The organism is Kosakonia sp. H7A (assembly GCF_003028445.1).
Taxonomy (GTDB): Bacteria; Pseudomonadota; Gammaproteobacteria; order Enterobacterales; family Enterobacteriaceae; genus Kosakonia; species Kosakonia radicincitans.
In genome coordinates this window covers 688,790-712,034 of record NZ_PYTZ01000001.1, presented here as the reverse complement: position 1 = coordinate 712,034, position 23,245 = coordinate 688,790, and the positions used below count along the sequence as shown (strand labels likewise).

The following is a 23,245-nucleotide window of genomic DNA, read 5'->3' as shown; positions in this document are numbered from 1 at the left end:
CCTCAGACGTTTGTGCGCATAGTCGTGTCGAAACAGATACGCGTGATGTAAACCAACAACTCAAGGTGCTATCCATGGGAAGACAAAAAGCAGTGATCAAAGCTCGTCGTGAAGCGAAACGCGTGCTGAGACGTGATTCACGCAGCCATAAACAACGTGAAGAAGAGTCGGTCACCTCGCTTGTGCAGATGAGTGGCGTAGAAGCAATTGGCATGGCGCGGGACAGCCGTGATACCTCTCCGATTGCCGCTCGCAATGAAGCTCAGGAGCACTACCTGAATGCTATCGAGAGTAAACAACTGATCTTCGCAACTGGTGAAGCGGGATGCGGAAAAACGTGGATTAGCGCGGCGAAAGCGGCGGAAGCGCTGATCCATAAGGACGTGGAAAGGATTATTGTTACCCGGCCGGTCCTGCAAGCTGACGAAGATCTCGGCTTCTTACCCGGCGATATTTCGGAGAAGTTCGCGCCCTATTTCCGGCCCGTCTATGACGTGCTGGTTAAACGCCTTGGCGCGTCCTTTATGCAATACTGCCTGCGCCCAGAGATTGGTAAGGTGGAAATCGCGCCGTTCGCCTATATGCGCGGACGTACCTTTGAAAATGCGGTCGTTATTCTTGATGAGGCTCAGAATGTCACCGCTGCGCAAATGAAGATGTTTTTGACACGCCTCGGGGAAAACGTGACGGTGATTGTCAACGGCGATATCACCCAGTGCGACCTACCTTCCGGTGTTAAATCGGGGCTGAGCGATGCGCTGGCGCGTTTTGAGGAAGATGAGATGATTGGCGTGGTGCGCTTTAACAAAGATGACTGCGTACGCTCCGCTCTCTGCCAGCGCACACTGCTGGCTTATGATTGATGCTATCTCAATGGAAGAGCCCGGCTTGCCGGGCTTTTTTATGCCTTTTTGCCATGTAGCATAAATTCAAGCATCAATGTAATCTGCGCGGCGAGCATGGCCCGTCCAGAGTGTGTGCATAAATTGCGCTGCTGTGCCGCAGCGAGCAACGCCGTTGTCTCCGGGAAAATAATGATATCGCAGACCACAGACTGCGGGTTGAGCGCCATAAGCGAGAAGGGGAGTTCTTGCGTCCCGCCCATGCCAACGGAGGTGGCATTAATGGCAATATCAACCTCTGCGGGTTTATCGTTGCCCAACCGAAACTGCACCTGCGGATAGAAAACCGACAATTCACGGATAAGTGCTTCAGCCCGGCTGACGGTGCGGTTATAGATAATCAATTCTGCAACCTGATGAGCAGCCAGCGCATGTGCGATCGCCGTACCTGCGCCACCGGTTCCTGCCAGATAGATTTTCTTTTGCCCAACGGCAATATCCCGCTCCAGCAGACTGGCGACAAAACCTTCGCCATCCAGCATTGTGCCATGGATTTTCCCGTGCTGGTCACGGCGGATGACATTGCAGGCACCGCAATGTGCTGCCGCGGTACTCGTTGAATCAAGGAAGTGCATAACCTCTTTTTTATGCGGCATGGTGATGATGGCGCCAGCGAAATTCTGCACAGCTTTCAGTCCCTCAATCGCTTGCTGCACATTGCCAGGCGCAACATGCAAAGGAACCATCAGTGTATCCGGGATGTGTCGCTCTTCCATGGCGGCATTGATCATCAAAGGGGCGCGTACTTGCGCAATGGGATCGCCAATGATGGCCAGCAGGGTTAATTTCCCACTTACGATATTGCGTTCTTTCATTACGGCACTCTTTTTCGCTCACGGAACGCCATAGTAATGCACCGGTGATAGCTGTGGGAGAAACAAAGTGAGCAAGGTCAGAGGGTTTTCTTCTGAGCTGAAATGAGGATGTTTTTTGCGATTGTTGAGTGCAGTTTGTGGATAGCATGTGCGACATGCGAAAAAAAAGCCCGCATTTGCATGCGGGCTCTTCTTTGAATGATGGCGGTGAGGGGGGGATTCGAACCCCCGATACGTTGCCGTATACACACTTTCCAGGCGTGCTCCTTCAGCCACTCGGACACCTCACCACATTGTATTGCTGCCGCCACTTGGGGGGCAACGGGGCGCTACTATAGGGAGTTGCACTGAAACGGTCAAGCATATTTTCCGCATTGATGGCTGTTCGCTTAAGGTGTGAGCAATGGCGGATTTTGGACCAAAAATTTGACCAGAAATGTAGTCCGGGTAAAGCGTCGCTGTCGCCTGGCGTTCCGGCGCGAAGCCAGGGCAGGAGATGGCTAAAACCACGGTTATATAAGGTGTCGACGCCATCTCTGATGTTTAATCGGCATTGGAAGGGAGAGTGGGGGGATTGACTCGCTTCGCTCGCCGTTACTCGGCCCTTCCCTGGGCCTCGCCCCTTCGGGGCCAACGCAGGCGTTGTTCAAAAACGCTCCCGGCGTTTTTCTGCGGGCAGCCCACTCATGTTATTCGTGGTCTGTCCAGCGGGCAGTTGCCCGTTGTCGAACCCCGGTCGGTGATTCTCATCCCCCCTGGAAGGGAGAATATAAAAGAAAAAAGCCCGTACTTTCGTACAGGCTCTCGTCTGAAATGATGGCGGTGAGGGGGGGATTGACTCGCTTCGCTCGCCCTGCGGGCAGCCCACTCATGTTATTCGTGGTCTGTCCAGCGGGCAGTTGCCCGTTGTCGAACCCCGGTCGGGGATTCTCATCCCCCCCAGGAAGGGAGAATATAAAAGAAAAAAGCCCGCACTTTCGTACAGGCTCTCGTCTGAAATGATGGCGGTGAGGGGGGGATTCGAACCCCCGATACGTTGCCGTATACACACTTTCCAGGCGTGCTCCTTCAGCCACTCGGACACCTCACCACATTGTCTTCCCGATGTCATCGGGACGGGCGCTAATGTAGGGAAAAGCCATTGCGGCGTCAATCTTCTTTTTCAATAAATTAGCGTGTTTAGACAAACTTCAAACAACCTGCTTCTTAAACGTTCTGAAATCGCTTTTTTTCTCATCACGGTACTTTCTCCGCGGCGTACAGGAGAAATTTGTTATGCTGATCACCCTTTTAAAATACCCAATAGAACCGGGAATTATCCGGATACATCACAACGATTTCTGGAGTTGGAATGGACATTATTTTTTATCACCCTTCCTTTAATAGCGAATACTGGATTAACGCGCTGCGTAAGGCGATGCCGCAGGTGAATGTGCGTGCATGGACGGCAGGCGATAATGCCCCGGCGGATTATGCCCTGGTGTGGCATCCCCCTGTCGAAATGCTTAAAGGACGTAAACTGAAAGGGGTGTTTGCGCTTGGCGCCGGGGTTGATGCCATTCTTGGTCAGCTCAGCGCCAACCCGGGGATGCTGGCTGATGATATTCCGCTATTCCGCCTGGAAGACACCGGGATGGGATCGCAAATGCAAGAGTATGCGGTAAGCCAGGTGCTGCATTGGTTCCGGCGTTTTGATGATTATCAGGCGTTAAAACAGCAGTCCAGATGGCAGCAACTGGAAGAGTATGCGCACGGCGATTTCACTGTCGGTATTCTTGGTGCGGGTGTGTTGGGTTCAAAAGTCGCGGAAAGCCTGCTGCCGTGGGGATTTCCGGTGCGTTGCTGGAGCCGCAGCCGTAAGTCGCTGCCTGGTGTACAAAGTTTTGCTGGCCCTGAAGAACTGGGCGATTTTTTGCAGGGCACGCGTGTGCTGATCAACTTGCTGCCGAATACGCCGGAAACGGTTGGTCTTATTAATCAGTCACTGCTTAATCAACTTGCCGACCACAGTTACGTGATGAACCTGGCACGCGGCGTCCATGTTGTTGAAGCCGATCTGCTGGCGGCGCTGGAGAGCGGAAAGGTGAAGGGCGCGATGCTTGATGTGTTCAGCCGCGAGCCGCTCCCTGCTGATAATCCGCTGTGGGCGCATCCGCGTGTGGCAATGACTCCGCACATTGCGGCGTTCACGAGACCAACCGAAGCCATTGAGTTTATCAGCCACACTATTGGCAAACTGGAGCGCGGAGAAACCGTCAGCGGGCGCGTTGACAGAGTTCGGGGTTATTAATGAAAGCCCGGCCCGGCCGGGTTTTGTCATTAAAATCGACACCGATAACTGCTATCCTTGCAAAAAATAACGACAGGAGTGAGCCATGTACCCCGTTGACCTGCATATGCATACCGTCGCCAGCACCCATGCTTATAGCACGCTTCATGATTATATTGCCGAAGCAAAAAGCAAAGGCATCAAACTGTTTGCCATTACTGACCACGGCCCGGATATGGCGGATGCGCCGCATTACTGGCACTTCGTCAATATGCGCATCTGGCCGCGTCTGGTGGATGGCGTGGGGATTTTGCGCGGTATTGAGGCCAACATTAAAAACACCGATGGTGAGATCGACTGCACCGGCCCGATGCTGTCATCACTCGATCTGATCATTGCCGGTTTCCATGAACCGGTCTTTCCACCGCAGGATAAAGCCGCGCATACGCAGGCGATGATTGCCACAATGGCCAGCGGCAACGTTCACATTATCAGCCATCCCGGCAACCCGAAATTTGAGGTTGATATTCCTGCAATCGCGGAAGCTGCCGCGAAATATCAGGTGGCGCTGGAGATTAACAACTCTTCCTTTATGCACTCACGCAAAGGTAGTGAAGATAACTGCCGTGCGATTGCTGCCGCGGTGCGTGATGCTGGCGGCTGGGTTGCACTGGGATCGGATTCTCACACCGCGTTTACACTGGGTGATTTCACTGAATGCCGTAAGGTACTCGATGATGTCGGTTTCCCGGAAGAACGTATTCTGAACGTCTCACCGCGTCGCCTGCTGAGTTTCCTTGAGTCCCGCGGCATGGCGCCGATTGCTGAATTTGCTGAACTTTAAATACTGACTGGAACAACTGAATGAACGAATTTTCTATCCTTTGCCGCGTACTTGGCTCGCTGTTTTATCGTCAGCCGCAGGATCCGCTGCTGGTGCCGCTGTACACCCTGATCCGCGAGGGGAAACTGGCGGAAAGCTGGCCCCTGGAGCAGGATGAATTGCTGGAGCGCCTGCAAAAAAACTGCGATGCGCAGGCGCTGGCTGCCGATTACAACGCGCTGTTTGTCGGCGAAGAGTGCCGGGTGTCGCCGTTTCGCAGCGCCTGGGTGGATGGCGCTACAGAAGCTGAAGTCCGTTCATTTTTGTCGAGCCGTGGCATGCCGTTAACCGATGCGCCAGCCGATCATATTGGTACATTGCTGCTGGCAGCCTCCTGGCTGGAAGACCAGTCGGCTGAGGATGAAAGCGAAGCGCTGGAAACCCTGTTCGCAGACTATCTGCTGCCGTGGTGTGGCACGTTCTTCGGTAAGGTGGAAGCCCACGCGACCACGCCGTTCTGGCGCACAATGGCACCACTCTCGCGAGATGCGATTGCAGCAATGTGGGATGAATTGCAGGAAGAATCTGCCGAATAATGTGATGAATATCACCAATAAAATGTAACGCATAATTCATCATTTCAATTAATGTGCTTGTTGTCACATAACCCCGGTGCGCATCTGCTATGATGCGCGCCATGAACATTCTCCTTTCTATTGCACTGACGACGGGTATCCTCTCTGGCCTTTGGGGCTGGGTGGCCGTTTCCCTCGGCTTGATTAGCTGGGCGGGCTTTCTCGGATGTACGGCTTATTTCGCCTGCCCGCAGGGCGGGTTGAAAGGGCTACTGATCTCCACCTGTACCGTCATGAGCGGTGTTGTCTGGGCACAAGTGATTATTCATGGCGCAGCGCTGGCACCGCATTTGTCGATCGTCGGCTATATGATGACCGGCGTGGTGGCATTCCTGATGTGCTTGCAGGCCAAAAGCTTGCTGCTCTCTTTTGTGCCGGGCACTTTTATTGGTGCCTGCGCGACGTTTGCCGGGCAGAGTGAGTGGCAGATGATTGTGCCTTCGCTGGCCGTCGGGCTGCTTTTCGGTTACGCCATGAAAAATAGCGGCTTGTGGATCGCTGCTCGCCGTGCGCAGCCTTTGCTAAACGAGCAAGAAAAAGTATAAATCGCATCAATAAAAAATCTTATAAAAACAGCCTGGTAGCCCGCAACAGTGCGTTTTGTACGCTAAACTATTAAAGAGATTAATTAAAAATGCCGATGAGTCAGGTAGGTGGAATATCTGACTCCCACCATCAAGGATGAGTAATCTGTGAGGTGTTTATGCGGCTTTTTATGACATTCCTGTCTCTCATTATCCTTTTATCTACCACTTCTGTCGGCGCTGCTACGCCAGGTGGGATCATTCATTTCCAGGGTGCAATTGTTGAAGGTGGTTGCGATTATCGTACCCACTCGCAGCAACTGGAGCTCTCTTGCCCGCAGGGGCAAAAGGTCGAAACGCAGCAATTTTCGCTGCGTGACATTGCCGGGCAGTCTTTTGCATCGCTGGCGAAAGTCGAGATGCACTATCTCGATCCAGAGCATTCAAAGGCTATTGTCGTTATCAGTTATCACTGATTGTGCCTGCATGTTGCCCCCGCTCCAGGATACACTTATCGGAAAGGCGGTTGATTGACCGAAAAGGGGGCAAAAATGCAGCCACGTATGCAGGTACTTCAGGGAGATATCACTACTCTCGAGGTTGATGTCATTGTGAATGCCGCAAACTCGTCGCTACTTGGCGGCGGCGGCGTTGATGGCGCTATTCATCGCGCGGCAGGACCGGAGTTGTTGAAGGCGTGTCAGCAGGTGCGTCAGCAACAAGGGGAGTGCCCTCCGGGGCATGCGGTGATCACCACGGCGGGAAATCTGCGCGCTAAAGCGGTGATCCACACGGTTGGCCCTGTGTGGCGCGGCGGCGGTGAACACGAAGCTCATCTGCTGGAGGATGCGTACCGCAACAGTCTGTTGCTGGCTGAAGCGAACGGCTACACCACGATCGCTTTCCCGGCGATAAGTACTGGTGTGTATGGCTATCCGAAAGCGGCGGCGGCAGAGATCGCGGTCAACACGGTGTCTGCACATTTGATCCGGCGCCCTCAGCTACAGCAGGTCTTGTTTGTCTGCTTTGATGGCGAAACGGCGCACCTTTACCAGCGATTATTAACACAGCAGGGCGAAGAACCTGCAAAATAGGGCAAACGCAGGCTACTCAGCAGGAGCAGCCTGCGAAATCAACGGGCGGTAGCGTGGGTTTTCACCTCTTTCTCCTGCGGTTTACCGGAGAAGAGAAAACGCAGCAGCGGAATGCGCAAGTGAATTTCATACAGCAAAACCGCAATCCCAATGACGAATACCAGTCCGGTGACAAAACCTAACGCGTTGGACTGAATATGTGGAGTGATCCATGCGCCAAAGAGCAGCGTCAGCGGATGGTGTACCAGATAAATAAACAGCGACGCATTGACAAAATAACTCACCCGCGCCGACTGAAAATTAAGCAACCGGTGCCCCAGCGAGAACACCACATTCACCATCCACAGCCCCAGCAGCATGGTAATTACCGCTTCGGTTTCATACATCCACGCATCGCCGCTGCCATAGCGTTGGTTAAGCAGATAAGCAACAAACGCCAGCGCTGAGCCAACCATGCACCACGGTGACGGCGTGGTAAAAAGTGATTTTAGCCGCGGATTTATGAAAGTCAGCGCACCAAGGATAAAGAAAGGAATGTAAAACAGCGACTGCATGACGGCGAAATTAAACAGCGCATCGCGCAATATATCGGGATACAACAGAAAAATAATGCGCCGAAATGCGGCCCAGGCAATGCCCAGCAGCAGGAACCAGAGGGAAAGCGTACCGAGTGAAATAGAACCAAGTAGGCGATCGGCATTGTTTTTTATTTTTTTAAACAACCACATGCCAACCGTTGTTAATATGACGAGTACTAACAGGAACCATAAATGAGATATCAGTTCCCACGACAGCGTATTGAATTTGTCATACGCCGATAAGGTGTGCCATTCCGTGGTATTGTTATTCACATATTGCAACATAATAAATTGCGGCAACGTGAGCAGCGGAATTGCGGTGAGCATCGGTATACCGACACGTTCAACGCGCACCATCCACCAGCGTTTTAGCGGATAACGCAGATATAGCATGTATGAAAAATAACCGGATATGACAAAAAACACCTGCATGCGAAACGCATGAATAGCGTCATTAAACAGGGTCAGCCACCAGGAAGGATAGGTACTGTTAACGTGCCACATATGGCTGGAATAAATCAGCGAGATGTGGAACGGGATCCCAAGCAGCATTAACCACGCGCGGATGGAATCAAGGAAATATTCTCGTTGTGCGGGTACTCTGGCCATATAACTCCGGGCATTCTAAGACTTTTCGCCTTATCCATAAGACAAATAATGGTTACATTCGAAACTAACCCTACACTATGTCCGATAACCTGTCTCCAGGATAAGCCTGCAAAACGATAAGGGTGAGTTTCTTTGCTTATTCAATGAGCCAGCAGGCAGAACAATACAGGGATTCAGTTGTCGGATTGGCTGAGTTTCCATTAAAATGGATCGGATCGATTTAAGCACACAAAGGGGGAAGTGCTTAGTTATTATGAAACCTAAATTACAAATGATGAAAATGCGTTGGGTAGGCGCTGCGGTTCTGTTGTCACTTTATACGTCATCAGGCTGGGCTTTTTCTATTGACGATGTCGCAAAACAGGCACAATCCCTGGCTGGCAAAGGCTATGAAGCACCCAAGAGCAATCTGCCCTCTGTTTTCCGTGACATGAAATACGCGGACTATCAGCAGATTCAGTTCAACCACGACAAAGCCTACTGGAACGCGACCAACACCCCGTTTAAGCTTGAGTTTTATCATCAGGGCATGTATTTCGATACGCCGGTGACCCTCAACGAAGTGACCGCCACCGCCGTTCGCCAAATTAAATACAGCCCGGACTACTTTAATTTTGGTAACGTTCAGCACGATAAAGACACTGTAAAAGATCTTGGTTTTGCTGGTTTCAAAGTTCTTTACCCCATCAATAATAAAGATAAAAACGATGAAATCGTCAGCATGCTGGGCGCAAGCTACTTCCGCGTGATTGGCGCAGGTCAGGTTTATGGGATCTCCGCGCGCGGTCTGGCGATTGACACTGCGCTCCCCTCCGGCGAAGAGTTCCCACGTTTTCGTGAATTCTGGATCGAGCGTCCCAAGCCTGCCGATAAACGCCTGACGATTTACGCATTGCTGGATTCACCCCGCGCCACGGGGGCCTATCGCTTCGTGATTATCCCTGGCCGCGATACTGTAGTGGATGTGCAATCCAAAGTTTACCTGCGCGATAAAGTGGGCAAACTGGGTGTTGCGCCGCTGACCAGTATGTTCCTGTTCGGTCCGTCGCAACCCTCTCCGGCGACCAACTACCGCCCGGAATTGCATGATTCTAACGGTCTGTCGATGCTTGCCGGCAACGGCGAGTGGATCTGGCGCCCGTTGAACAACCCGAAACACCTGGCTGTCAGCAGTTATGCGATGGAAAACCCGCAGGGCTTTGGTCTGCTGCAGCGTGGCCGTCAGTTCTCCCGTTTTGAAGACATTGATGACCGCTACGATCTGCGTCCGAGCGCATGGGTTACGCCGAAAGGCGAGTGGGGCAAAGGGAAAGTTGAGCTGGTTGAAATTCCGACCAATGACGAAACCAACGATAACATCGTAGCCTACTGGACGCCGGATCAACTGCCGGAACCAGGCAAGGAGATGAACTTTAAATACACCATCACCTTTAGTCGCGACGAAGATAAACTGCATGCGCCAGACAACGCCTGGGTACTGCAAACTCGTCGTTCGACCGGTGATGTAAAACAGTCGAACCTGATTCGTCAGCCTGACGGAACGATCGCCTTTGTCGTCGATTTCACCGGCCAGGATATGAAAAAACTGCCGCAGGACACCCCAGTCACCGCGCAAGCCAGCATTGGCGATAACGGCGAAATCGTGGAAAACACCGTTCGCTATAATCCAGTGACGCAAGGTTGGCGTTTGATGTTACGCGTGAAAGTTAAAGATCCGAAGAAAACGACGGATATGCGCGCGGCCCTGGTAAATGCCGACCAGACCCTGAGTGAAACCTGGAGCTATCAGCTACCTGCCAATGAATAAGACAACTGAGTATATCGACGCGCTGCCGCTCACGGATGCGGAGAAGGCAGTGCTGCCGACAGAGAGTATTCTTAGCGTGCATCAGGCGCTGGATGCTGAACACACAGACTGGAAACGTGAAGACGATACGCCGTTGGGTTCTGTGACGGCGCGCTTGCAGCATAGCTGGCCGGATTCACTGGGCAAAGAGCAGCTTATTAAGGATGAAGAAGGGCGTGCGCAACTTCAGGCAATGCCGAAAGCGAAGCGTTCTTCCATGTTTCCCGATCCGTGGCGTACCAACCCTATCGGGCGTTTCTGGGATCGCCTTCGTGGACGGGAAGTGGCTCCGCGTTATCTTTCTCGTCTGACGAAAGAAGAGCAGGCACACGAACAGAAATGGCGTACTGTCGGCTCAATCCGCCGTTATATTTTACTGCTGCTGACGCTGGCGCAGACGGTGGTGGCGACCTGGTATATGAAAACCATCCTGCCTTATCAGGGCTGGGCGCTGATCAACCCGACCGATATGGCGGGCCAGGATCTGTGGGTTTCCTTTATGCAGTTGCTGCCGTACGTGCTGCAAACCGGCATTCTGATCCTGTTCGCCGTCCTGTTCTGTTGGGTATCCGCCGGTTTCTGGACGGCGCTGATGGGCTTCCTGCAACTGCTTATCGGCCGCGACAAGTACAGCATTTCGCACTCAACGGTGGGTGATGAGCCGCTTAACCCGGAACATCGTACCGCGTTGATTATGCCTATCTGTAACGAAGACGTGGATCGCGTTTTTGCGGGGCTGCGTGCGACCTGGGAATCGGTTAAAGCTACCGGGCAGCAACAGCATTTCGACGTCTATATCCTCAGCGATAGCTATAACCCGGATATCTGCGTTGCTGAGCAGAAAGCGTGGATGGAGCTGATCGCGGAAGTGCAGGGTGAAGGGCAGATCTTCTATCGCCGTCGCCGTCGTCGCGTGAAACGTAAAAGCGGCAACATCGATGACTTCTGCCGTCGCTGGGGCAGCCAGTACAGCTACATGGTGGTGCTGGACGCAGACTCCGTGATGAGCGGCGAATGTCTGACCGGTCTGGTGCGCCTGATGGAGGCCAATCCGAATGCTGGGATCATCCAGTCGTCGCCGAAAGCGTCCGGTATGGATACGCTGTACGCACGCTGTCAGCAGTTTGCCACCCGTGTTTACGGGCCGCTGTTTACTGCGGGGCTGCACTTCTGGCAGTTAGGGGAATCCCACTACTGGGGGCACAACGCGATTATCCGCGTGAAGCCGTTTATCGAGCACTGTGCCCTGGCACCGCTGCCGGGTGAAGGCTCTTTTGCCGGTTCCATTTTGTCGCACGACTTCGTGGAAGCGGCGCTGATGCGTCGTGCGGGTTGGGGCGTCTGGATCGCTTATGACCTGCCGGGTTCGTATGAAGAGCTGCCGCCGAACCTGCTCGATGAGCTGAAACGCGACCGTCGCTGGTGCCATGGCAACCTGATGAACTTCCGTCTGTTCCTGGTAAAAGGTATGCACCCGGTACACCGCGCAGTGTTCCTGACGGGCGTGATGTCCTACCTTTCTGCACCGTTGTGGTTTATGTTTCTTGCGCTCTCCACGGCGTTGCAGGTGGTGCATGCCCTGACGGAGCCGCAGTACTTCCTGCAACCGCGCCAGTTGTTCCCGGTATGGCCGCAGTGGCGTCCTGAGCTGGCTATCGCGCTGTTTGCCTCGACAATGGTGCTGCTGTTCCTGCCGAAACTGCTAAGTATCATTCTGGTATGGTGTAAAGGGCCGAAAGAGTATGGCGGCTTCTTCCGTGTAACGATCTCGTTGCTGCTGGAAGTGCTGTTCTCAGTTCTGCTGGCACCCGTGCGCATGCTGTTCCACACTGTATTTGTTGTCAGCGCCTTCCTCGGCTGGGAAGTGGTGTGGAATTCGCCGCAGCGTGATGATGACTCCACGCCGTGGGGCGAAGCCTTTATGCGTCACGGCTCGCAGTTACTGCTGGGGCTGGTATGGGCCGTGGGAATGGCGTGGCTGGATCTGCGTTTCCTGTTCTGGCTGGCGCCTATTGTGTTCTCGCTGATTCTGTCGCCATTTGTATCAGTGATCTCCAGTCGCTCCACGGTAGGTTTGCGTACGAAACGCTGGAAGCTGTTCCTCATTCCGGAAGAGTATTCGCCGCCGCAGGTGCTGGTGGATACCGATAACTATCTGGAGCTGAACCGCTCGCGTTCGCTGGAGGATGGGTTTATGCACGCGGTGTTTAATCCTTCTTTCAATGCGCTGGCAACAGCAATGGCAACTGCGCGTCACCGCTCCAGCCGCGTGCTGGAAATTGCCCGCGATCGTCACGTTGAGCAGGCGCTGAACGAAACGCCTGAGAAGCTGAACCGCGATCGTCGCCTGGTGCTGCTAAGCGATCCCGTGACGCTTTCGCGACTGCACTATCGCGTATGGTCCGCACCTGAGAGATATCTCTCCTGGGTAAACCATTACGAAGAGCTGAAGCTAAACCCGCTGGCGTTGAAGGCGAAATAAGCCGACATTAAGGAAAATACCGGCCACCGAGCCGGTATTTTTTTACTCTGCAAACAGCAAGATGAGGTCAGGTGTGAGAGTTATTCTGGTTGTCGTAATGGCCTGTTTATTAAGCGGCTGCGGCAGCATTATCAGTCGGACTATCCCGGGGCAGGGCCACGGAAATCAGTACTATCCCGGCGTGCAATGGGATGTTCGTGATTCGGCGTGGCGCTATATTACCGTGCTCGATCTGCCTTTTTCACTGGTGTTCGACACCTTATTGTTGCCACTGGATGCGCATCACGGCCCCTATGAGTGATCAGCGCTCGTCCCATTCGTCTGCCGCAGTCTGACCCTCTTCGGTATCGAGCGGCGGTTCAAGTTGAAACTCGCCCTCGTCCCATTCGTGCAGCGTGTTCTCTTCCTGCCACTCCTGGCTTATTTCGATCTCGTCGAAATCGCCGTCGAACACGCTTTGCGCGGCTTCGCCACTGAGCATCGGCAGACACTCTCCTGGCTCCTCCTCATCGGCAAAGAACTCAGCCTGCCAGGCGATATCGCCATCCTGAAGAACATACTTTTGCGCATTAAATTGCTGCACGCTGATCTCGTCTTCATCAATATCTGGATTATTGGCAATAAAAATTTCCCGTGCGGCATCAATTGCTTCAGACAGTGTTGAGTAATACTCCAGTTCGGATTCAGCCATGGAAAAACTCCTCAAGTTGCAGAAAAAGTATCTGCAAAAATCTATAGTCGCTGGTTTCGCCAGCGTCAAATGATGGCTGAGGTAATCAGATATTTAACAGAAATTGATCATTATGAAAGGGCGGCAGAGCAGGGGGACCCGCTCTGTAACCGATCACTCTTTACTGCTGACCACGGATGCGGTGGAAGTGGGCGTTTCAGCGTGAGAACGTGCAGGGCGCTGTAAGCTGAACCAGGAATAGACGGCATTAAAAAGCACCACGCCTGCGGTTACACAAAAGACTGCGCGGAACCCGTAGCTGGCGGAGACCGCTGCACCAATAAGTGGCCCGGTAACGTTGCCGATATCACGGAATGACTGGTTATAACTGAAGATGCGCCCGGCAATCTGGTTGGTCGAGTTATAGACCAGCAGCGTCTGCACCGCCGGGAGTAGCGCACCATCGGCAGCGCCGAGCAGGAAACGCAGAATCGCCAGTTGCCAGGGCGTTTGTACCAATGACATGGGCACCAGCAGCAGCACGGATATCACCAGCGCGGCCACCAGGATCTTCTCCGGGCCGATGCGATCGCCCAGTTTTCCCAGACGAGGAGCGCTCATCAGTGCCGCGACGCCTGGCACCGACGCAATCATGCCGCTGATAAACGCGATATTGCTGACGTTACCCGTCAATTCGCGCACATACAGCGTCAGAATCGGCGCAATGGAGCCGGTTGCCACCTGAATAATCATCGTGGTGATAAACAGGCTCAGCACCAGTTTTGGGCTTTTCAACGAGGCAAAAACCTCTTTGAAGTGCAGCATTTCGCGTTTTGCCACCGGGACAAAATTCTCCCGGATACAGCACAGTGTCAGCAGGAAACAGAGGAACAGCACTGACGCTGTGATAAAGAAGACCATCCGCAGACCCCAATTATCGGCGAGAAGACCGCCTGCCAGCGGCCCAAGCAGCGCACCGCCGACGCCACCGGTGGAAAGGGTGCCGAGTGCCCAGCCGCTTTTATTGCGCGGGATTTGTGTCGCAATCAAAGCATTCGCGTTCGGGATAAATCCACCCAATAAACCTAAAAGCGCGCGCAAAACTAAAAACTGCCAGACATTTTGCGCCATGCCCATCAGCGCCATGACAATCGCCATGCCCAGCGCCGACCGCAGCAACATAATTTTGCGCCCTTTACGGTCGGCAAGCCCGCCCCAGAACGGCGAAGCGATAGCTGAAAAAAGGAAGGTAATACTGAACACCAGCCCGGACCACATATTCAGCGCACCCGGATCGGTCACGCCGAGTTGCTCAACATACAGCGGCAGAAAGGGCATGACCAGGCTGAAGGCCGCGCCAGTAAGAAAACAACCAAACCAGGCAACGGTAAGATTACGTTGCCAGTTTATTGGGGCATCAGAAGATGACATAACCATCCGTACAGCGTTGTTGCAACGCGCGCATAAGGGAAATTGATAAGCATGCTAATTATGCGCCCAGGTGATGGTTGCTGCAATGCGCAGGACGATTTTTGTATGATGAAAAAAAGCCCGCAAATGCGGGCTATTCAGGTGTTCAGTAACGAGAAGGGACGCCTTCCGGGCGGGTTTTAAAGCGGCGATGTAGCCACATATACTGCTCGGGAGCCATCATGATGCAGCGTTCCACGACTTTGTTCATCCAGGCGGCTGTTGTTTCTGCATCGTCAAGCGGCGGAGAGTATTCCGGTTCCAGCATGATCAGCTCGTAGCCTTTTGCATCCGGCTTACGACGCGGAACAAACGGTACAATAGCAGCCTGAGACATCCGCGCCAGCATCCAGGTGCCGGAAGTGGACGCCGCCTGCTCAACGGCAAAGAAAGGGGCGAAAACGCTGGCCCGTGGGCCGTAATCGTGGTCCGGCGCGTACCAGACAACCTCGCCTGCTTTCAGCGCGCGGATCATTCCTTTAAGATCTTTTCGGTCGATCATACTCTTGTTGGAACGCATGCGGCCCCAGGTCTGCACCAGATCGATAACCGGATTGTCGTTCGGTCTGTAGACACCGATACCCGGCTCATTCATACCGAACATACGGGCGCCAACTTCCAGGGTGAGAAAATGCACGCCAATCAGCAAAATGCCGCGCCCTTGCGCCTGTACGTCGCGAACATATTCAAAACCGGAAACATCCATCCAGCGTGCCATTCGGCGATCGGACCAGAACCAGGCTATGCCCGTTTCCATGACGCCCATGCCGACTGACTCAAAATTTTTGGCAACCATACGCTGCCGTTCTTCGGCGCTCATCTGCGGAAAACAGAGTTCAAGATTGCGCTCGGCGATTTTCACGCGTCGTTTCATCACACGTTTAGCCAGATGCCCAATGCCATACCCCAGGCGATAAATGACCGGATAGGGGAGCTGAACGACCAGCCACAGCAAACCCATTCCAAACCAGGTGGGCCAAAAACGAGGGTGTAAAAGTGAGGCTGAAAACTTAGGTAAAAGCGTCATGACTGTCCTGTATTAAGCAACAATTCCCTGTATTCTCGCACTTTTTCGGAATTTGCCAAAATCCGGGCGCACAGAATGGCGGTTTTTCCGGTGATTGTTATACCGTAATAAGCAGATTGAGAGGAAATGTAGCGCAAAATGTGTGGATGTAAATTATCAATATTTGCTTTATGATGCCGCCGTTTTTTCACTCTCTACTTTGCAGGATACGTACACCATGCCAGTGTTACACAACCGCATCGCCAACGATGAATTAAAAGCGCGCATGCTTGCCGAAACCGAGCCGCGTATCACGGTCTCGTTTTATAAATATTTTTCTATTATGAATCCGCAGGCAACGCGCGATGCCCTTTACCAGGCGTTTACCGCACTGAAGGTATTTGGTCGCATTTATCTTGCCCATGAAGGGATTAATGCCCAGGTCAGCGTACCGCAAAGCCAGTTCCCGGCTTTTCGCGATGCGCTTTATGCCTTCGATCCGGCACTGGATGGCCTGCGTCTGAACATCGCCATTGACGATGACGGTAAATCATTCTGGGTGCTGCGCATGAAAGTGCGCGATCGTATTGTTGCGGACGGTATTGAAGATGAGAGTTTTGATGCCAGCGATGTCGGCGATTACCTGAAAGCGGCGGAAGTGAACGCTATGCTCGACGATCCGGAAGCGATTTTTATCGATATGCGCAACCACTATGAATATGAAGTGGGGCATTTTGACGGCGCGCTGGAGATCCCCGCCGATACTTTCCGCGAGCAGTTACCTAAAGCCGTTGAGATGATGCAGGCGCATAAAGACAAGAAAATTGTGATGTACTGCACCGGCGGTATTCGCTGTGAAAAGGCGAGCGCCTGGATGAAGCACAACGGTTTTAATAAAGTGTGGCATATCGAAGGCGGCATCATTGAGTATGCGCGTCGCGCCCGTGAACAAGGCCTGCCCGTTCGCTTTGTCGGGAAGAATTTCGTTTTCGATGAACGAATGGGGGAACGCATTTCCGACGACGTGATTGCCCATTGCCACCAGTGTGGTGCGCCGTGCGACTCGCATACCAACTGTCGCAATGACGGTTGCCATTTGCTGTTTATTCAGTGCCCGGCTTGTGCGGAGAAATATGAAGGTTGTTGCAGCGAATTGTGTCAGGAAGAGAGCAAATTGCCGGAAGAAGAGCAGCGTAAACGCCGCGCCGGACGTGAGAATGGCAATAAAATCTTCAACAAATCACGCGGACGTCTGAACACGAAACTGGGTATTCCGGATCCAGAATAACGCAAACAGGAGAGGGGAAACCCTCTCCTGCTCATTTACTTCTGCTGTACACCTTCGACGGAAATAATCAGCTCCACATCCTGCGATGCTGGCCCAAGATCGGTCGTAATATTGAAATCTTTCAGCGCAATTTTGCCGGAAGCTTCAAAACCTGCACGTACGCCGCCCCACGGATCTTTGCCCTCACCGATGAGTTTTGCCGCCAGCACCACCGGCTTGGTCACGCCATTCAGCGTCAGATTGCCGGTGATATCCAATCCATCAGCCGTTTTCTTCACTTCAGTAGAGCTGAACGTCGCCTGCGGGAATTTCGCCACATTCAAAAATTCCGCACTGCGCAGATGCTTATCACGTTCAGCATGATTGGTATCCAGGCTGTTAGTGTTGATCGTCACATTCACTTTATCGGCGGCCGGGTTGGCTTCGTCGAAGGTAAATGTACCGTCGAAATCTTTAAACGTACCGTATAACCAACTGTATCCAAGATGCTGGATGCGGAAGTTAACGAAAGCGTGTTGCCCCTCTTTATCGATTTTATAATCTGCGGCTACGGCAGTGCCGCTAGCAAAGAGTAGCGAGGCGAGAGCGAGTCCCGGCAGGATTTTCTTCATATTATGCTCCAGAGTCAGGCGACGATTTTCCCAGCATGCGCTTGAGAGTGGCGTCTTTATCGATGAAATGGTGTTTTAAGGCGGCCAGGCCGTGCAATACCGAGAGCACGACCACGCTCCATGCCAGCCATAAATGAACAGTACCTGCGAGATCCGCCTGCGAACCGGCGTCGGTAAGTGTCGCAGGCACGTTAAACAGGCCAAATACGTTGATCGGTTTGCCATCCGCGGTGGAGATTAAATAACCGCTGATGAGAATACCAAACAGCAACACATAGAGTGCAATATGAGCCAGTACGGCGCTTGCTCGCGTCAGGCGCGAATAACTGGAAAGTGGAGAAGGGGGCGGTGACATATGCCGCCAGACAATGCGCACCACCAGCCCTAACATCAACAGAATGCCGATGCTTTTATGCAGTTCCGGTGCCTGATGGTACCAGCCATCATAATAGCTGAGCGTGACCATCCATAATCCCAGCGCAAACATGCCATAAACGGCTATTGCCATCAGCCAGTGAAGAGCAACGGAAATAGCGCCATAGCGGGCGGATGAGTTGCGAAATTGCATAATTGTGAATCTGGTTAATGAACGGTTAATTTAAAATGGCGGGAGCGGATACATATTGCAACTGAAAATTAATCAATTAAATAATTAATTTTTCTATATCATATTTTTTGAATGATTTTTGCTTTTAATGTTCAGGTGATTAGAGGATGGAAGGTAAGTCTGGCGGTTAATGGCAGGGTTTGTGAGGTTGCTGTTGTTCAGAGAAATTGTTTTAATTTTATTTTTTTAAATAAATGTCAGCTTTTGTCAGTATTTATGGTCAGGACCATACAATATAAATAAGGTCGATCAGCGCAACGAGAAGCCACAGCGCAATATATAACATCAAATGCTCACGCACGTTATTAATAAGGAAGTTGAATAAACGACGCATGATCTCTCCGTAGAAAAATAAAGGCGGCCACAAATAAGGCCGCCGACGGATTATCGGGTAAAGCGTGACAGGGAAAAAGGTGTCAAATCAAAATCGCTGCGTTTACCCTGTGCAAACTCACTGGCGATTTCGCCGAGCACTGGCGCGAATTTAAATCCATGTCCGCTCAGTCCGGTGATAATCAGCGTGTCCGGATGTTCCGGCAAAGTATCAATAATAAAATCTTCATCCGGCGAGTTATCGTAGGTACATGAAGCGCCATAAAGGCAACCGCCGATTCCCGGCAGGAACTGTCGCAGAAAACCGAAGCACTCCGAACCGTCTCCCGCTTCATTGCCAAAAGGTGTACGCTGTCGCGCCTCGTCGATGAGCTGGCCGCCGTTATGACGACCGATCTTCAGCGCGTTATCTTCGGCGGGGAAGCCGTAATATTGATCGCCATTCGGCATTTCACCGGTGAAGGCTGGGAAGTGATTTTTGCTGCTGTAGCGGCCGTCTGCCTGGAACCAGGCGAAAACCTTGCGTACGGGTTGTACCGGAAGCGTTGGAATTAACTGACGCACCCAGGTACCGGCGCTAATCAACACTTTCTTGCCGACGAACTCGCCTTCCGCTGTTTCGATGGTCACGCCTTCAGGGTCATGACGCAGCGCGGTAACCGGGCAGTTAAACAGTTGTGCGCAACCGGCTTGCTGGGCGAGACTGATCCAGGTTTTTACCGCCAGTTCGCTCCTTAGCACGCCAGAATCGGCTTCGAACAGACCGATATAGTCTTCCGGCACGGTGATTTCTGGCCAGCGGGCCATCAGTGAAGGCGCATCCAGTTTTTCTACCGCCAGATCCCACTGCTTAGCACTATGGGCGACATTGGCGAGAAATTCGGAATCAGCCGGTCCGAGGTTGATCACGCCGGTCCGTTCGAACACCGCCTCACCGCTTTCGTGGGCTAATTGATCCCACAACTGTTGGGCGCGCAGCACCAGCGGAACATATTTTTCACCCTCGCCATACGCGTGGCGAATCAAACGCGTATCGCCATGATGGCTGCCTTGCTGGTGTGGAGGAAGATGGGAATCGATCATCAGGACATTTAGCCCGGCGCGGGTGGCGTAATAGCCGGTAGCTGCGCCGACAGATCCGCTGCCGATAATAATCAGGTCATATTTCATGGTGTTCTCCAGGAAAAAGCGTGTTCAGGAGGGTAATTAACCTGGCGGCGTTATACAAGGGCAGAAATAATTAAGGCACCCTGAAGGGTGCCTGTTGGGATGAAGGTCAGCATTAAGACTAATGCCTGCGGTACTCATCTTGTTGGTAATCGCCTGATTCAATCTTGGCAATACCCGCCTCGAGAATCGATATAAACTGGCGGGCGACATCTGTCGTTAACCATAACGTCTGGCCGACTTCAGTCTCTTCCTGAGCGGCTCTGTTTGGGGTCTGGTAGTGTAACCGGAGCATCAGGGCATCGTAACTATCCACGGTACTGATGTCCCATCCGACCAGTGGATGGGTCTGGATGACTTCATTATTCTTTACCATCATAACCCCCATATTAGCGTGTTTATTTAGACAACGACTTTCGAGGTTCAATGCGTGTTTTATTTGAAGCCTCTTTAGTATATCAACAGATGGGGGTGATGATCGAATAAATAAACACTCTGCAACATGTTTTTTAGGCTGTTTGATTTTTTTGAATAAGAAAACGAAACCTTAAGCACATATTTTTACTAAAGAACTGTGGAATTAATGAATGGCGTAAAAAACAGACAAAAAAGCCGGGGCGACCCGGCAATAAGAACAAACTTAAAGAGAAATTAGTCGTTGATAAACCAGTCGTCGGCGCTTTCCCAGGTTTCCTGCAAAATTTCACTTATGCGATCTTTATCTTCTTTTGCGCCACCAAGCACCGACAGGTTATTAGCCGCCGCGTAGCGAACGGTGATTTTGTTATCGTGTTCGGGATAGTAATTATTGAGCCGACGGGATAATTCGCCCGCCAGCGCATCGATAGCACCTGGCGGTAAGGGTGTGGTTTTGGCGATAGTCACTTCAATGCGCATAATAGCCCCCTGTGTGTTTACTGTATATATATACAGTTAATAAGGTATCTTTACAACAGGGGGCAGTAAAATTTTTACTGCTTAACGCGCCAGCGAACGGTTTCACCCGCGAGGAACGGCACCAGCGTATCGTCCGTCAGGGCAATGCTCTCTGGTACAACGCTTTCGATGCGTTCCAGTTCAATAAAGCCCTCATTGAGCGGCAGTCCGTAGAAGCGCGGTCCGTTTGACGAGCAGAACGCTTCAAAATGCTGCAAGGCGTTCATCTCTTCAAACACGGTGGCGTAGCTACCGAGCGCGGTTGGCGCATTGAAGCAACCGGCACAACCACAGCTTGCTTCTTTCCGGTGCCGCGCGTGCGGTGCAGAATCAGTACCGAGAAAAGCGCGTTCAAATCCACTGGCGACCAACTCTCGCAGCGCCTGCTGGTGAATGTTGCGTTTAAGGATAGGCAAGCAGTAGAGATGCGGACGCACGCCGCCAACCAGCATGTGGTTACGGTTAAACATCAAATGCTGTGGCGTAATGGTGGCCGCCAGGCGCTCGTTACCCTCGCGCACATAATCTGCCGCGTCTTTGGTGGTGATATGCTCAAACACCACTTTTAACCCCGGCAGGCGCTGGCGCAGCGGCTCCATCACCGTTTCAATAAAGCGCGCTTCGCGATCGAAGATATCGATATCCGCGTGGGTCACTTCGCCATGCACCAGCAGCGGCATGCCCAGTTTTTCCATGCGCTCCAGCACCGGCATTATGGCATCAATGCTGGTGACGCCGTGGCTGGAGTTGGTGGTGGCATTGGCGGGATAAAGTTTTGCCGCCGTAAAGACGTTTTCGTTAAACCCACGTTCCACTTCATCCGCACTCAGGCTGTCGGTCAGATAGCAGGTCATTAGCGGGGTGAAATCATGCCCGGCAGGCACGGCATCAAGAATGCGCTGGCGGTACGCGCGCGCAGCATCCACGGTTGTCACAGGAGGAGCGAGATTGGGCATGACAATGGCGCGGGCGTAGGTTTCACTGGTCCACGGCACCACGGTTTTTAACATATCGCCATCACGCAGGTGGACGTGCCAGTCGTCAGGACGGCGGATTTTCAAAACCTGGGATTGTGTCATTGGAGTGCTCCGGCTGGTGAGAATCAGGTGTTTTTTGCCGGGCACTAAGGATAAGCGGAAACGTTTTCGTTTGCATCTTTTTCCTGAAAAAAAGGGCGCTCGCGGCGCCCTGGACTCAGTCGGTGAGGGGGATAATAATTTCGCCCGGTTTCACCTCAATGCCTTTGGCGTATTTCTTCGCCAGCGCTTCACCTTTGCTACTGTCCTCTTTCAGCACATAAGCCGGACGCTGATTAAAGTAGTTGCGCAGCGACTGGTTCAGGTAGGGCATCAACGTTTGCAGCACTGTTTGCATTTTTTCTGGCTGCACGTCGGCTTTCACCACTTCCATCTCCTGCAAGTAAATAGCGCCTTTCTCTTTATCAAACACCGGCAACGCCTTCAGTTTCAGCTTGATGACCGCTTTCTGGTTACCGAAAAGGGAGGTCATATCCAGGTTGGCATCGCCGGTCAGCGTCACTTTGTTCGGCTCTTCACGACCAATTTCCGATGCCAGGTTGTTCAGCACAATGTGCGCATCAGCCACGCCAGGCAGGCCAATATCTTTCGCAAAATCGTTGCGTTTTTGCAGCGCCTGGTTAATTTCCTGTTCGCTGATGGAATATTGGGTCAGTTGGTTACAGCCCACCAGCACGCCGCTCAGCAGTAAGGCAGCGGCAAAAAAGATCTTCTTCATAATTCCTCAACGTGATTCCGAAAGCGTCAAAGCCGGTGCGTAGGATGCGTCAGGCGAGGTACAAAGGCTAGCGGAAAAAGCTGAATGGCTGGCGGAAACTTACGTTTCCGCCGTGAGTTCGCTAAATAGCCATTGATGAAAGCAGGTTAACCTGGGTCTGCTTGGCCATATTATCGCGGTAGTCCGCCACCCGGCTCGGCCAGTTAATTCCGGCGACAAGAGTAAGGTTACGCAGCAGCGGGAAAAGATGAATATCGTCTTCGGAGAGCTCGCCGTTGACCGCATTCGGTTTGACAATAAGCTTGTCCAGTGCGCGCAGATCGTCGCTGATATTTTTCACCAGTCCGGCAGAGTGGGCGAGATGTTCATCGAAATTGCCGATCGCCGCCTCTTTCTTCGCGACAAACCAGGCGCGCGCCTGCGGTGTGGAAAACTCGTCGAAGGCGGATTTCGCAAAGCGGGGTATCAGCAATTTATTCACATAGCCGTTAACCTTGCGCAGCCACTCTTCCAGCTTCGGGTTTCGTTTACCGGTGAGTAGCGGTTTGCCGTCAAGTTTATCGACATAGTGCACAATATCCATACTCTCCGGCAGATAACGGCTGTCGTCTTTTTGCAGGATGGGCGCCATCTTCTGGCCAATCATTTTAGTTGGCGTGGCCTCGTCGTCACTAAGCAGAATGTTGAGTTCTACAGGAAGATTTTTAAGGCCGAAAATCATGCGGGCTTTGATGCAGAAAGGGCAGTGGTCGTAAATGTAGAGTTTCACGTTTCTCCTCCATATTGGCTTATCCGTTAAAGACCAGTATGGAAGAGAGCATTGCA

Annotated in this window: 25 protein-coding genes, 2 tRNA genes and 1 other RNA gene; 11 read left to right on the top strand and 17 right to left on the bottom strand. The window is 52.5% G+C overall.

Going from position 1 to position 23,245, the window contains the following annotated elements; genetic code table 11:
* Window positions 1-74 precede the first annotated feature (74 nt).
* The gene (gene phoH, locus CWM66_RS03320) at window positions 75-863 is read left to right on the top strand and encodes a phosphate starvation-inducible protein PhoH (protein WP_007374351.1); all 789 of its coding nucleotides are present in this window, start codon (window positions 75-77) and stop codon (window positions 861-863) included.
* A 38-nt stretch (window positions 864-901) separates the two neighbouring features.
* Here the strand turns inward: phoH and CWM66_RS03315 are convergent, their stop codons facing one another.
* The 4 genes from CWM66_RS03315 to CWM66_RS03300 all read right to left on the bottom strand — a co-directional run bounded on the left by CWM66_RS03315 (window position 902) and on the right by CWM66_RS03300 (window position 2,807).
* Complete coding sequence (locus CWM66_RS03315) at window positions 902-1,717, bottom strand: shikimate dehydrogenase (protein ID WP_107146233.1); 816 nt, start codon at window positions 1,715-1,717, stop codon at window positions 902-904.
* Between the two features lie 202 nt (window positions 1,718-1,919).
* A tRNA-Ser gene (locus tag CWM66_RS03310) sits at window positions 1,920-2,007 on the bottom strand.
* A 527-nt stretch (window positions 2,008-2,534) separates the two neighbouring features.
* A non-coding RNA gene (locus CWM66_RS03305) (RtT sRNA) lies at window positions 2,535-2,672 on the bottom strand.
* Window positions 2,673-2,719: 47 nt separating this feature from the next.
* A tRNA-Ser gene (locus tag CWM66_RS03300) sits at window positions 2,720-2,807 on the bottom strand.
* Window positions 2,808-3,068: 261 nt separating this feature from the next.
* On the opposite strand from CWM66_RS03300, the gene ghrA reads away from it, so the two are divergent.
* From ghrA to ymdB, 6 genes are all read left to right on the top strand, one after another.
* Complete coding sequence (gene ghrA / locus CWM66_RS03295) at window positions 3,069-4,007, top strand: glyoxylate/hydroxypyruvate reductase GhrA (protein ID WP_007374440.1); 939 nt, start codon at window positions 3,069-3,071, stop codon at window positions 4,005-4,007.
* 85 nt (window positions 4,008-4,092) lie between these two features.
* The gene (locus tag CWM66_RS03290) at window positions 4,093-4,830 is read left to right on the top strand and encodes a phosphatase (protein ID WP_007374442.1); all 738 of its coding nucleotides are present in this window, start codon (window positions 4,093-4,095) and stop codon (window positions 4,828-4,830) included.
* A gap of 20 nt (window positions 4,831-4,850) precedes the next feature.
* Entirely contained in the window at window positions 4,851-5,405 is a 555-nt protein-coding gene (locus CWM66_RS03285; RefSeq protein WP_007374443.1) for a molecular chaperone, read from the top strand.
* Between the two features lie 101 nt (window positions 5,406-5,506).
* Window positions 5,507-5,989 (top strand): DUF1097 domain-containing protein, encoded by a 483-nt coding sequence (locus tag CWM66_RS03280; RefSeq protein ID WP_007374444.1) that lies wholly within the window; start codon window positions 5,507-5,509, stop codon window positions 5,987-5,989.
* Between the two features lie 170 nt (window positions 5,990-6,159).
* Window positions 6,160-6,444, top strand: a complete 285-nt coding sequence (locus tag CWM66_RS03275) for a type 1 fimbrial protein (RefSeq protein WP_090397092.1) — start codon at window positions 6,160-6,162, stop codon at window positions 6,442-6,444.
* Window positions 6,445-6,519: 75 nt separating this feature from the next.
* Window positions 6,520-7,062: an O-acetyl-ADP-ribose deacetylase gene (gene ymdB / locus CWM66_RS03270; RefSeq protein WP_007374446.1), complete on the top strand. Its 543-nt coding sequence runs from the start codon at window positions 6,520-6,522 to the stop codon at window positions 7,060-7,062.
* Window positions 7,063-7,100: 38 nt separating this feature from the next.
* On the opposite strand, the gene mdoC is transcribed toward ymdB, so the two are convergent.
* Window positions 7,101-8,249 (bottom strand): glucans biosynthesis protein MdoC, encoded by a 1,149-nt coding sequence (gene mdoC, locus CWM66_RS03265; protein WP_007374447.1) that lies wholly within the window; start codon window positions 8,247-8,249, stop codon window positions 7,101-7,103.
* 271 nt (window positions 8,250-8,520) lie between these two features.
* Between mdoC and mdoG the strand changes: the two genes are divergently transcribed.
* The 3 genes from mdoG to CWM66_RS03245 all read left to right on the top strand — a co-directional run bounded on the left by mdoG (window position 8,521) and on the right by CWM66_RS03245 (window position 12,878).
* Window positions 8,521-10,056 carry a glucans biosynthesis protein MdoG gene (gene mdoG / locus CWM66_RS03255; protein WP_090397625.1) on the top strand — a complete coding sequence of 512 codons (1,536 nt, stop codon included), beginning with the start codon at window positions 8,521-8,523 and terminating at the stop codon, window positions 10,054-10,056.
* Entirely contained in the window at window positions 10,049-12,577 is a 2,529-nt protein-coding gene (gene mdoH, locus CWM66_RS03250) for a glucans biosynthesis glucosyltransferase MdoH (RefSeq protein ID WP_071920623.1), read from the top strand. Before mdoG ends, mdoH begins: the two co-directional genes overlap by 8 nt.
* 73 nt (window positions 12,578-12,650) lie before the next feature.
* The gene (locus tag CWM66_RS03245; RefSeq protein ID WP_043953916.1) at window positions 12,651-12,878 is read left to right on the top strand and encodes a YceK/YidQ family lipoprotein; all 228 of its coding nucleotides are present in this window, start codon (window positions 12,651-12,653) and stop codon (window positions 12,876-12,878) included.
* Here CWM66_RS03245 and CWM66_RS03240 read toward each other — a convergent pair whose 3' ends face one another.
* The 3 genes from CWM66_RS03240 to CWM66_RS03230 all read right to left on the bottom strand — a co-directional run bounded on the left by CWM66_RS03240 (window position 12,879) and on the right by CWM66_RS03230 (window position 15,744).
* Window positions 12,879-13,253 (bottom strand): MysB family protein, encoded by a 375-nt coding sequence (locus CWM66_RS03240; RefSeq protein WP_090397623.1) that lies wholly within the window; start codon window positions 13,251-13,253, stop codon window positions 12,879-12,881. It lies immediately after the preceding gene.
* Between the two features lie 168 nt (window positions 13,254-13,421).
* Window positions 13,422-14,678, bottom strand: coding sequence for a multidrug efflux MFS transporter MdtG (gene mdtG, locus CWM66_RS03235; protein WP_007374452.1), 1,257 nt, complete (start codon window positions 14,676-14,678; stop codon window positions 13,422-13,424).
* 145 nt (window positions 14,679-14,823) lie between these two features.
* A complete protein-coding gene (locus tag CWM66_RS03230; protein WP_035886206.1) occupies window positions 14,824-15,744 on the bottom strand; it encodes a Kdo(2)-lipid IV(A) acyltransferase in 921 nt (306 codons plus the stop codon).
* A 217-nt stretch (window positions 15,745-15,961) separates the two neighbouring features.
* Between CWM66_RS03230 and CWM66_RS03225 the strand changes: the two genes are divergently transcribed.
* Entirely contained in the window at window positions 15,962-17,011 is a 1,050-nt protein-coding gene (locus CWM66_RS03225) for a rhodanese-related sulfurtransferase (RefSeq protein ID WP_072441001.1), read from the top strand.
* Between the two features lie 35 nt (window positions 17,012-17,046).
* Here CWM66_RS03225 and CWM66_RS03220 read toward each other — a convergent pair whose 3' ends face one another.
* From CWM66_RS03220 to grxB, 9 genes are all read right to left on the bottom strand, one after another.
* A complete protein-coding gene (locus CWM66_RS03220) occupies window positions 17,047-17,622 on the bottom strand; it encodes a YceI family protein (protein WP_007374456.1) in 576 nt (191 codons plus the stop codon).
* 1 nt (window position 17,623) lies between these two features.
* Complete coding sequence (locus CWM66_RS03215; RefSeq protein ID WP_007374457.1) at window positions 17,624-18,190, bottom strand: cytochrome b; 567 nt, start codon at window positions 18,188-18,190, stop codon at window positions 17,624-17,626.
* Window positions 18,191-18,449: 259 nt separating this feature from the next.
* On the bottom strand, window positions 18,450-18,563 hold the full coding sequence (locus tag CWM66_RS03210) for a YceO family protein (protein WP_007374458.1): 114 nt from the start codon (window positions 18,561-18,563) through the stop codon (window positions 18,450-18,452).
* Window positions 18,564-18,613: 50 nt separating this feature from the next.
* A complete protein-coding gene (gene solA / locus CWM66_RS03205; RefSeq protein WP_071920625.1) occupies window positions 18,614-19,732 on the bottom strand; it encodes an N-methyl-L-tryptophan oxidase in 1,119 nt (372 codons plus the stop codon).
* Between the two features lie 118 nt (window positions 19,733-19,850).
* Window positions 19,851-20,105 carry a biofilm formation regulator BssS gene (bssS, locus tag CWM66_RS03200; protein ID WP_007374460.1) on the bottom strand — a complete coding sequence of 85 codons (255 nt, stop codon included), beginning with the start codon at window positions 20,103-20,105 and terminating at the stop codon, window positions 19,851-19,853.
* A 275-nt stretch (window positions 20,106-20,380) separates the two neighbouring features.
* Window positions 20,381-20,626: a DNA damage-inducible protein I gene (dinI, locus tag CWM66_RS03195; protein WP_007374461.1), complete on the bottom strand. Its 246-nt coding sequence runs from the start codon at window positions 20,624-20,626 to the stop codon at window positions 20,381-20,383.
* 74 nt (window positions 20,627-20,700) lie between these two features.
* Entirely contained in the window at window positions 20,701-21,744 is a 1,044-nt protein-coding gene (gene pyrC / locus CWM66_RS03190; protein ID WP_007374462.1) for a dihydroorotase, read from the bottom strand.
* 115 nt (window positions 21,745-21,859) lie between these two features.
* Window positions 21,860-22,420 carry a lipoprotein gene (locus CWM66_RS03185; protein ID WP_007374463.1) on the bottom strand — a complete coding sequence of 187 codons (561 nt, stop codon included), beginning with the start codon at window positions 22,418-22,420 and terminating at the stop codon, window positions 21,860-21,862.
* A 121-nt stretch (window positions 22,421-22,541) separates the two neighbouring features.
* On the bottom strand, window positions 22,542-23,189 hold the full coding sequence (grxB, locus tag CWM66_RS03180) for a glutaredoxin 2 (RefSeq protein WP_007374464.1): 648 nt from the start codon (window positions 23,187-23,189) through the stop codon (window positions 22,542-22,544).
* Window positions 23,190-23,245: the final 56 nt, after the last annotated feature.

Excerpts from the sequence above, each read along its gene's own strand:
- phoH (WP_007374351.1), top strand. The coding sequence starts at position 75 with ATGGGAAGACAAAAAGCAGTGATCAAAGCTCGTCGTGAAGCGAAACGC.
- CWM66_RS03315 (WP_107146233.1), bottom strand. The coding sequence starts at position 1,717 with ATGAAAGAACGCAATATCGTAAGTGGGAAATTAACCCTGCTGGCCATC.
- ghrA (WP_007374440.1), top strand. The coding sequence starts at position 3,069 with ATGGACATTATTTTTTATCACCCTTCCTTTAATAGCGAATACTGGATT.
- CWM66_RS03290 (WP_007374442.1), top strand. The coding sequence starts at position 4,093 with ATGTACCCCGTTGACCTGCATATGCATACCGTCGCCAGCACCCATGCT.
- CWM66_RS03285 (WP_007374443.1), top strand. The coding sequence starts at position 4,851 with ATGAACGAATTTTCTATCCTTTGCCGCGTACTTGGCTCGCTGTTTTAT.
- CWM66_RS03280 (WP_007374444.1), top strand. The coding sequence starts at position 5,507 with ATGAACATTCTCCTTTCTATTGCACTGACGACGGGTATCCTCTCTGGC.
- CWM66_RS03275 (WP_090397092.1), top strand. The coding sequence starts at position 6,160 with ATGACATTCCTGTCTCTCATTATCCTTTTATCTACCACTTCTGTCGGC.
- ymdB (WP_007374446.1), top strand. The coding sequence starts at position 6,520 with ATGCAGCCACGTATGCAGGTACTTCAGGGAGATATCACTACTCTCGAG.
- mdoC (WP_007374447.1), bottom strand. The coding sequence starts at position 8,249 with ATGGCCAGAGTACCCGCACAACGAGAATATTTCCTTGATTCCATCCGC.
- mdoG (WP_090397625.1), top strand. The coding sequence starts at position 8,521 with ATGATGAAAATGCGTTGGGTAGGCGCTGCGGTTCTGTTGTCACTTTAT.
- mdoH (WP_071920623.1), top strand. The coding sequence starts at position 10,049 with ATGAATAAGACAACTGAGTATATCGACGCGCTGCCGCTCACGGATGCG.
- mdtG (WP_007374452.1), bottom strand. The coding sequence starts at position 14,678 with ATGTCATCTTCTGATGCCCCAATAAACTGGCAACGTAATCTTACCGTT.
- CWM66_RS03230 (WP_035886206.1), bottom strand. The coding sequence starts at position 15,744 with ATGACGCTTTTACCTAAGTTTTCAGCCTCACTTTTACACCCTCGTTTT.
- CWM66_RS03225 (WP_072441001.1), top strand. The coding sequence starts at position 15,962 with ATGCCAGTGTTACACAACCGCATCGCCAACGATGAATTAAAAGCGCGC.
- CWM66_RS03220 (WP_007374456.1), bottom strand. The coding sequence starts at position 17,622 with ATGAAGAAAATCCTGCCGGGACTCGCTCTCGCCTCGCTACTCTTTGCT.
- CWM66_RS03215 (WP_007374457.1), bottom strand. The coding sequence starts at position 18,190 with ATGCAATTTCGCAACTCATCCGCCCGCTATGGCGCTATTTCCGTTGCT.
- CWM66_RS03210 (WP_007374458.1), bottom strand. The coding sequence starts at position 18,563 with ATGCGTCGTTTATTCAACTTCCTTATTAATAACGTGCGTGAGCATTTG.
- solA (WP_071920625.1), bottom strand. The coding sequence starts at position 19,732 with ATGAAATATGACCTGATTATTATCGGCAGCGGATCTGTCGGCGCAGCT.
- bssS (WP_007374460.1), bottom strand. The coding sequence starts at position 20,105 with ATGGTAAAGAATAATGAAGTCATCCAGACCCATCCACTGGTCGGATGG.
- dinI (WP_007374461.1), bottom strand. The coding sequence starts at position 20,626 with ATGCGCATTGAAGTGACTATCGCCAAAACCACACCCTTACCGCCAGGT.
- pyrC (WP_007374462.1), bottom strand. The coding sequence starts at position 21,744 with ATGACACAATCCCAGGTTTTGAAAATCCGCCGTCCTGACGACTGGCAC.
- CWM66_RS03185 (WP_007374463.1), bottom strand. The coding sequence starts at position 22,420 with ATGAAGAAGATCTTTTTTGCCGCTGCCTTACTGCTGAGCGGCGTGCTG.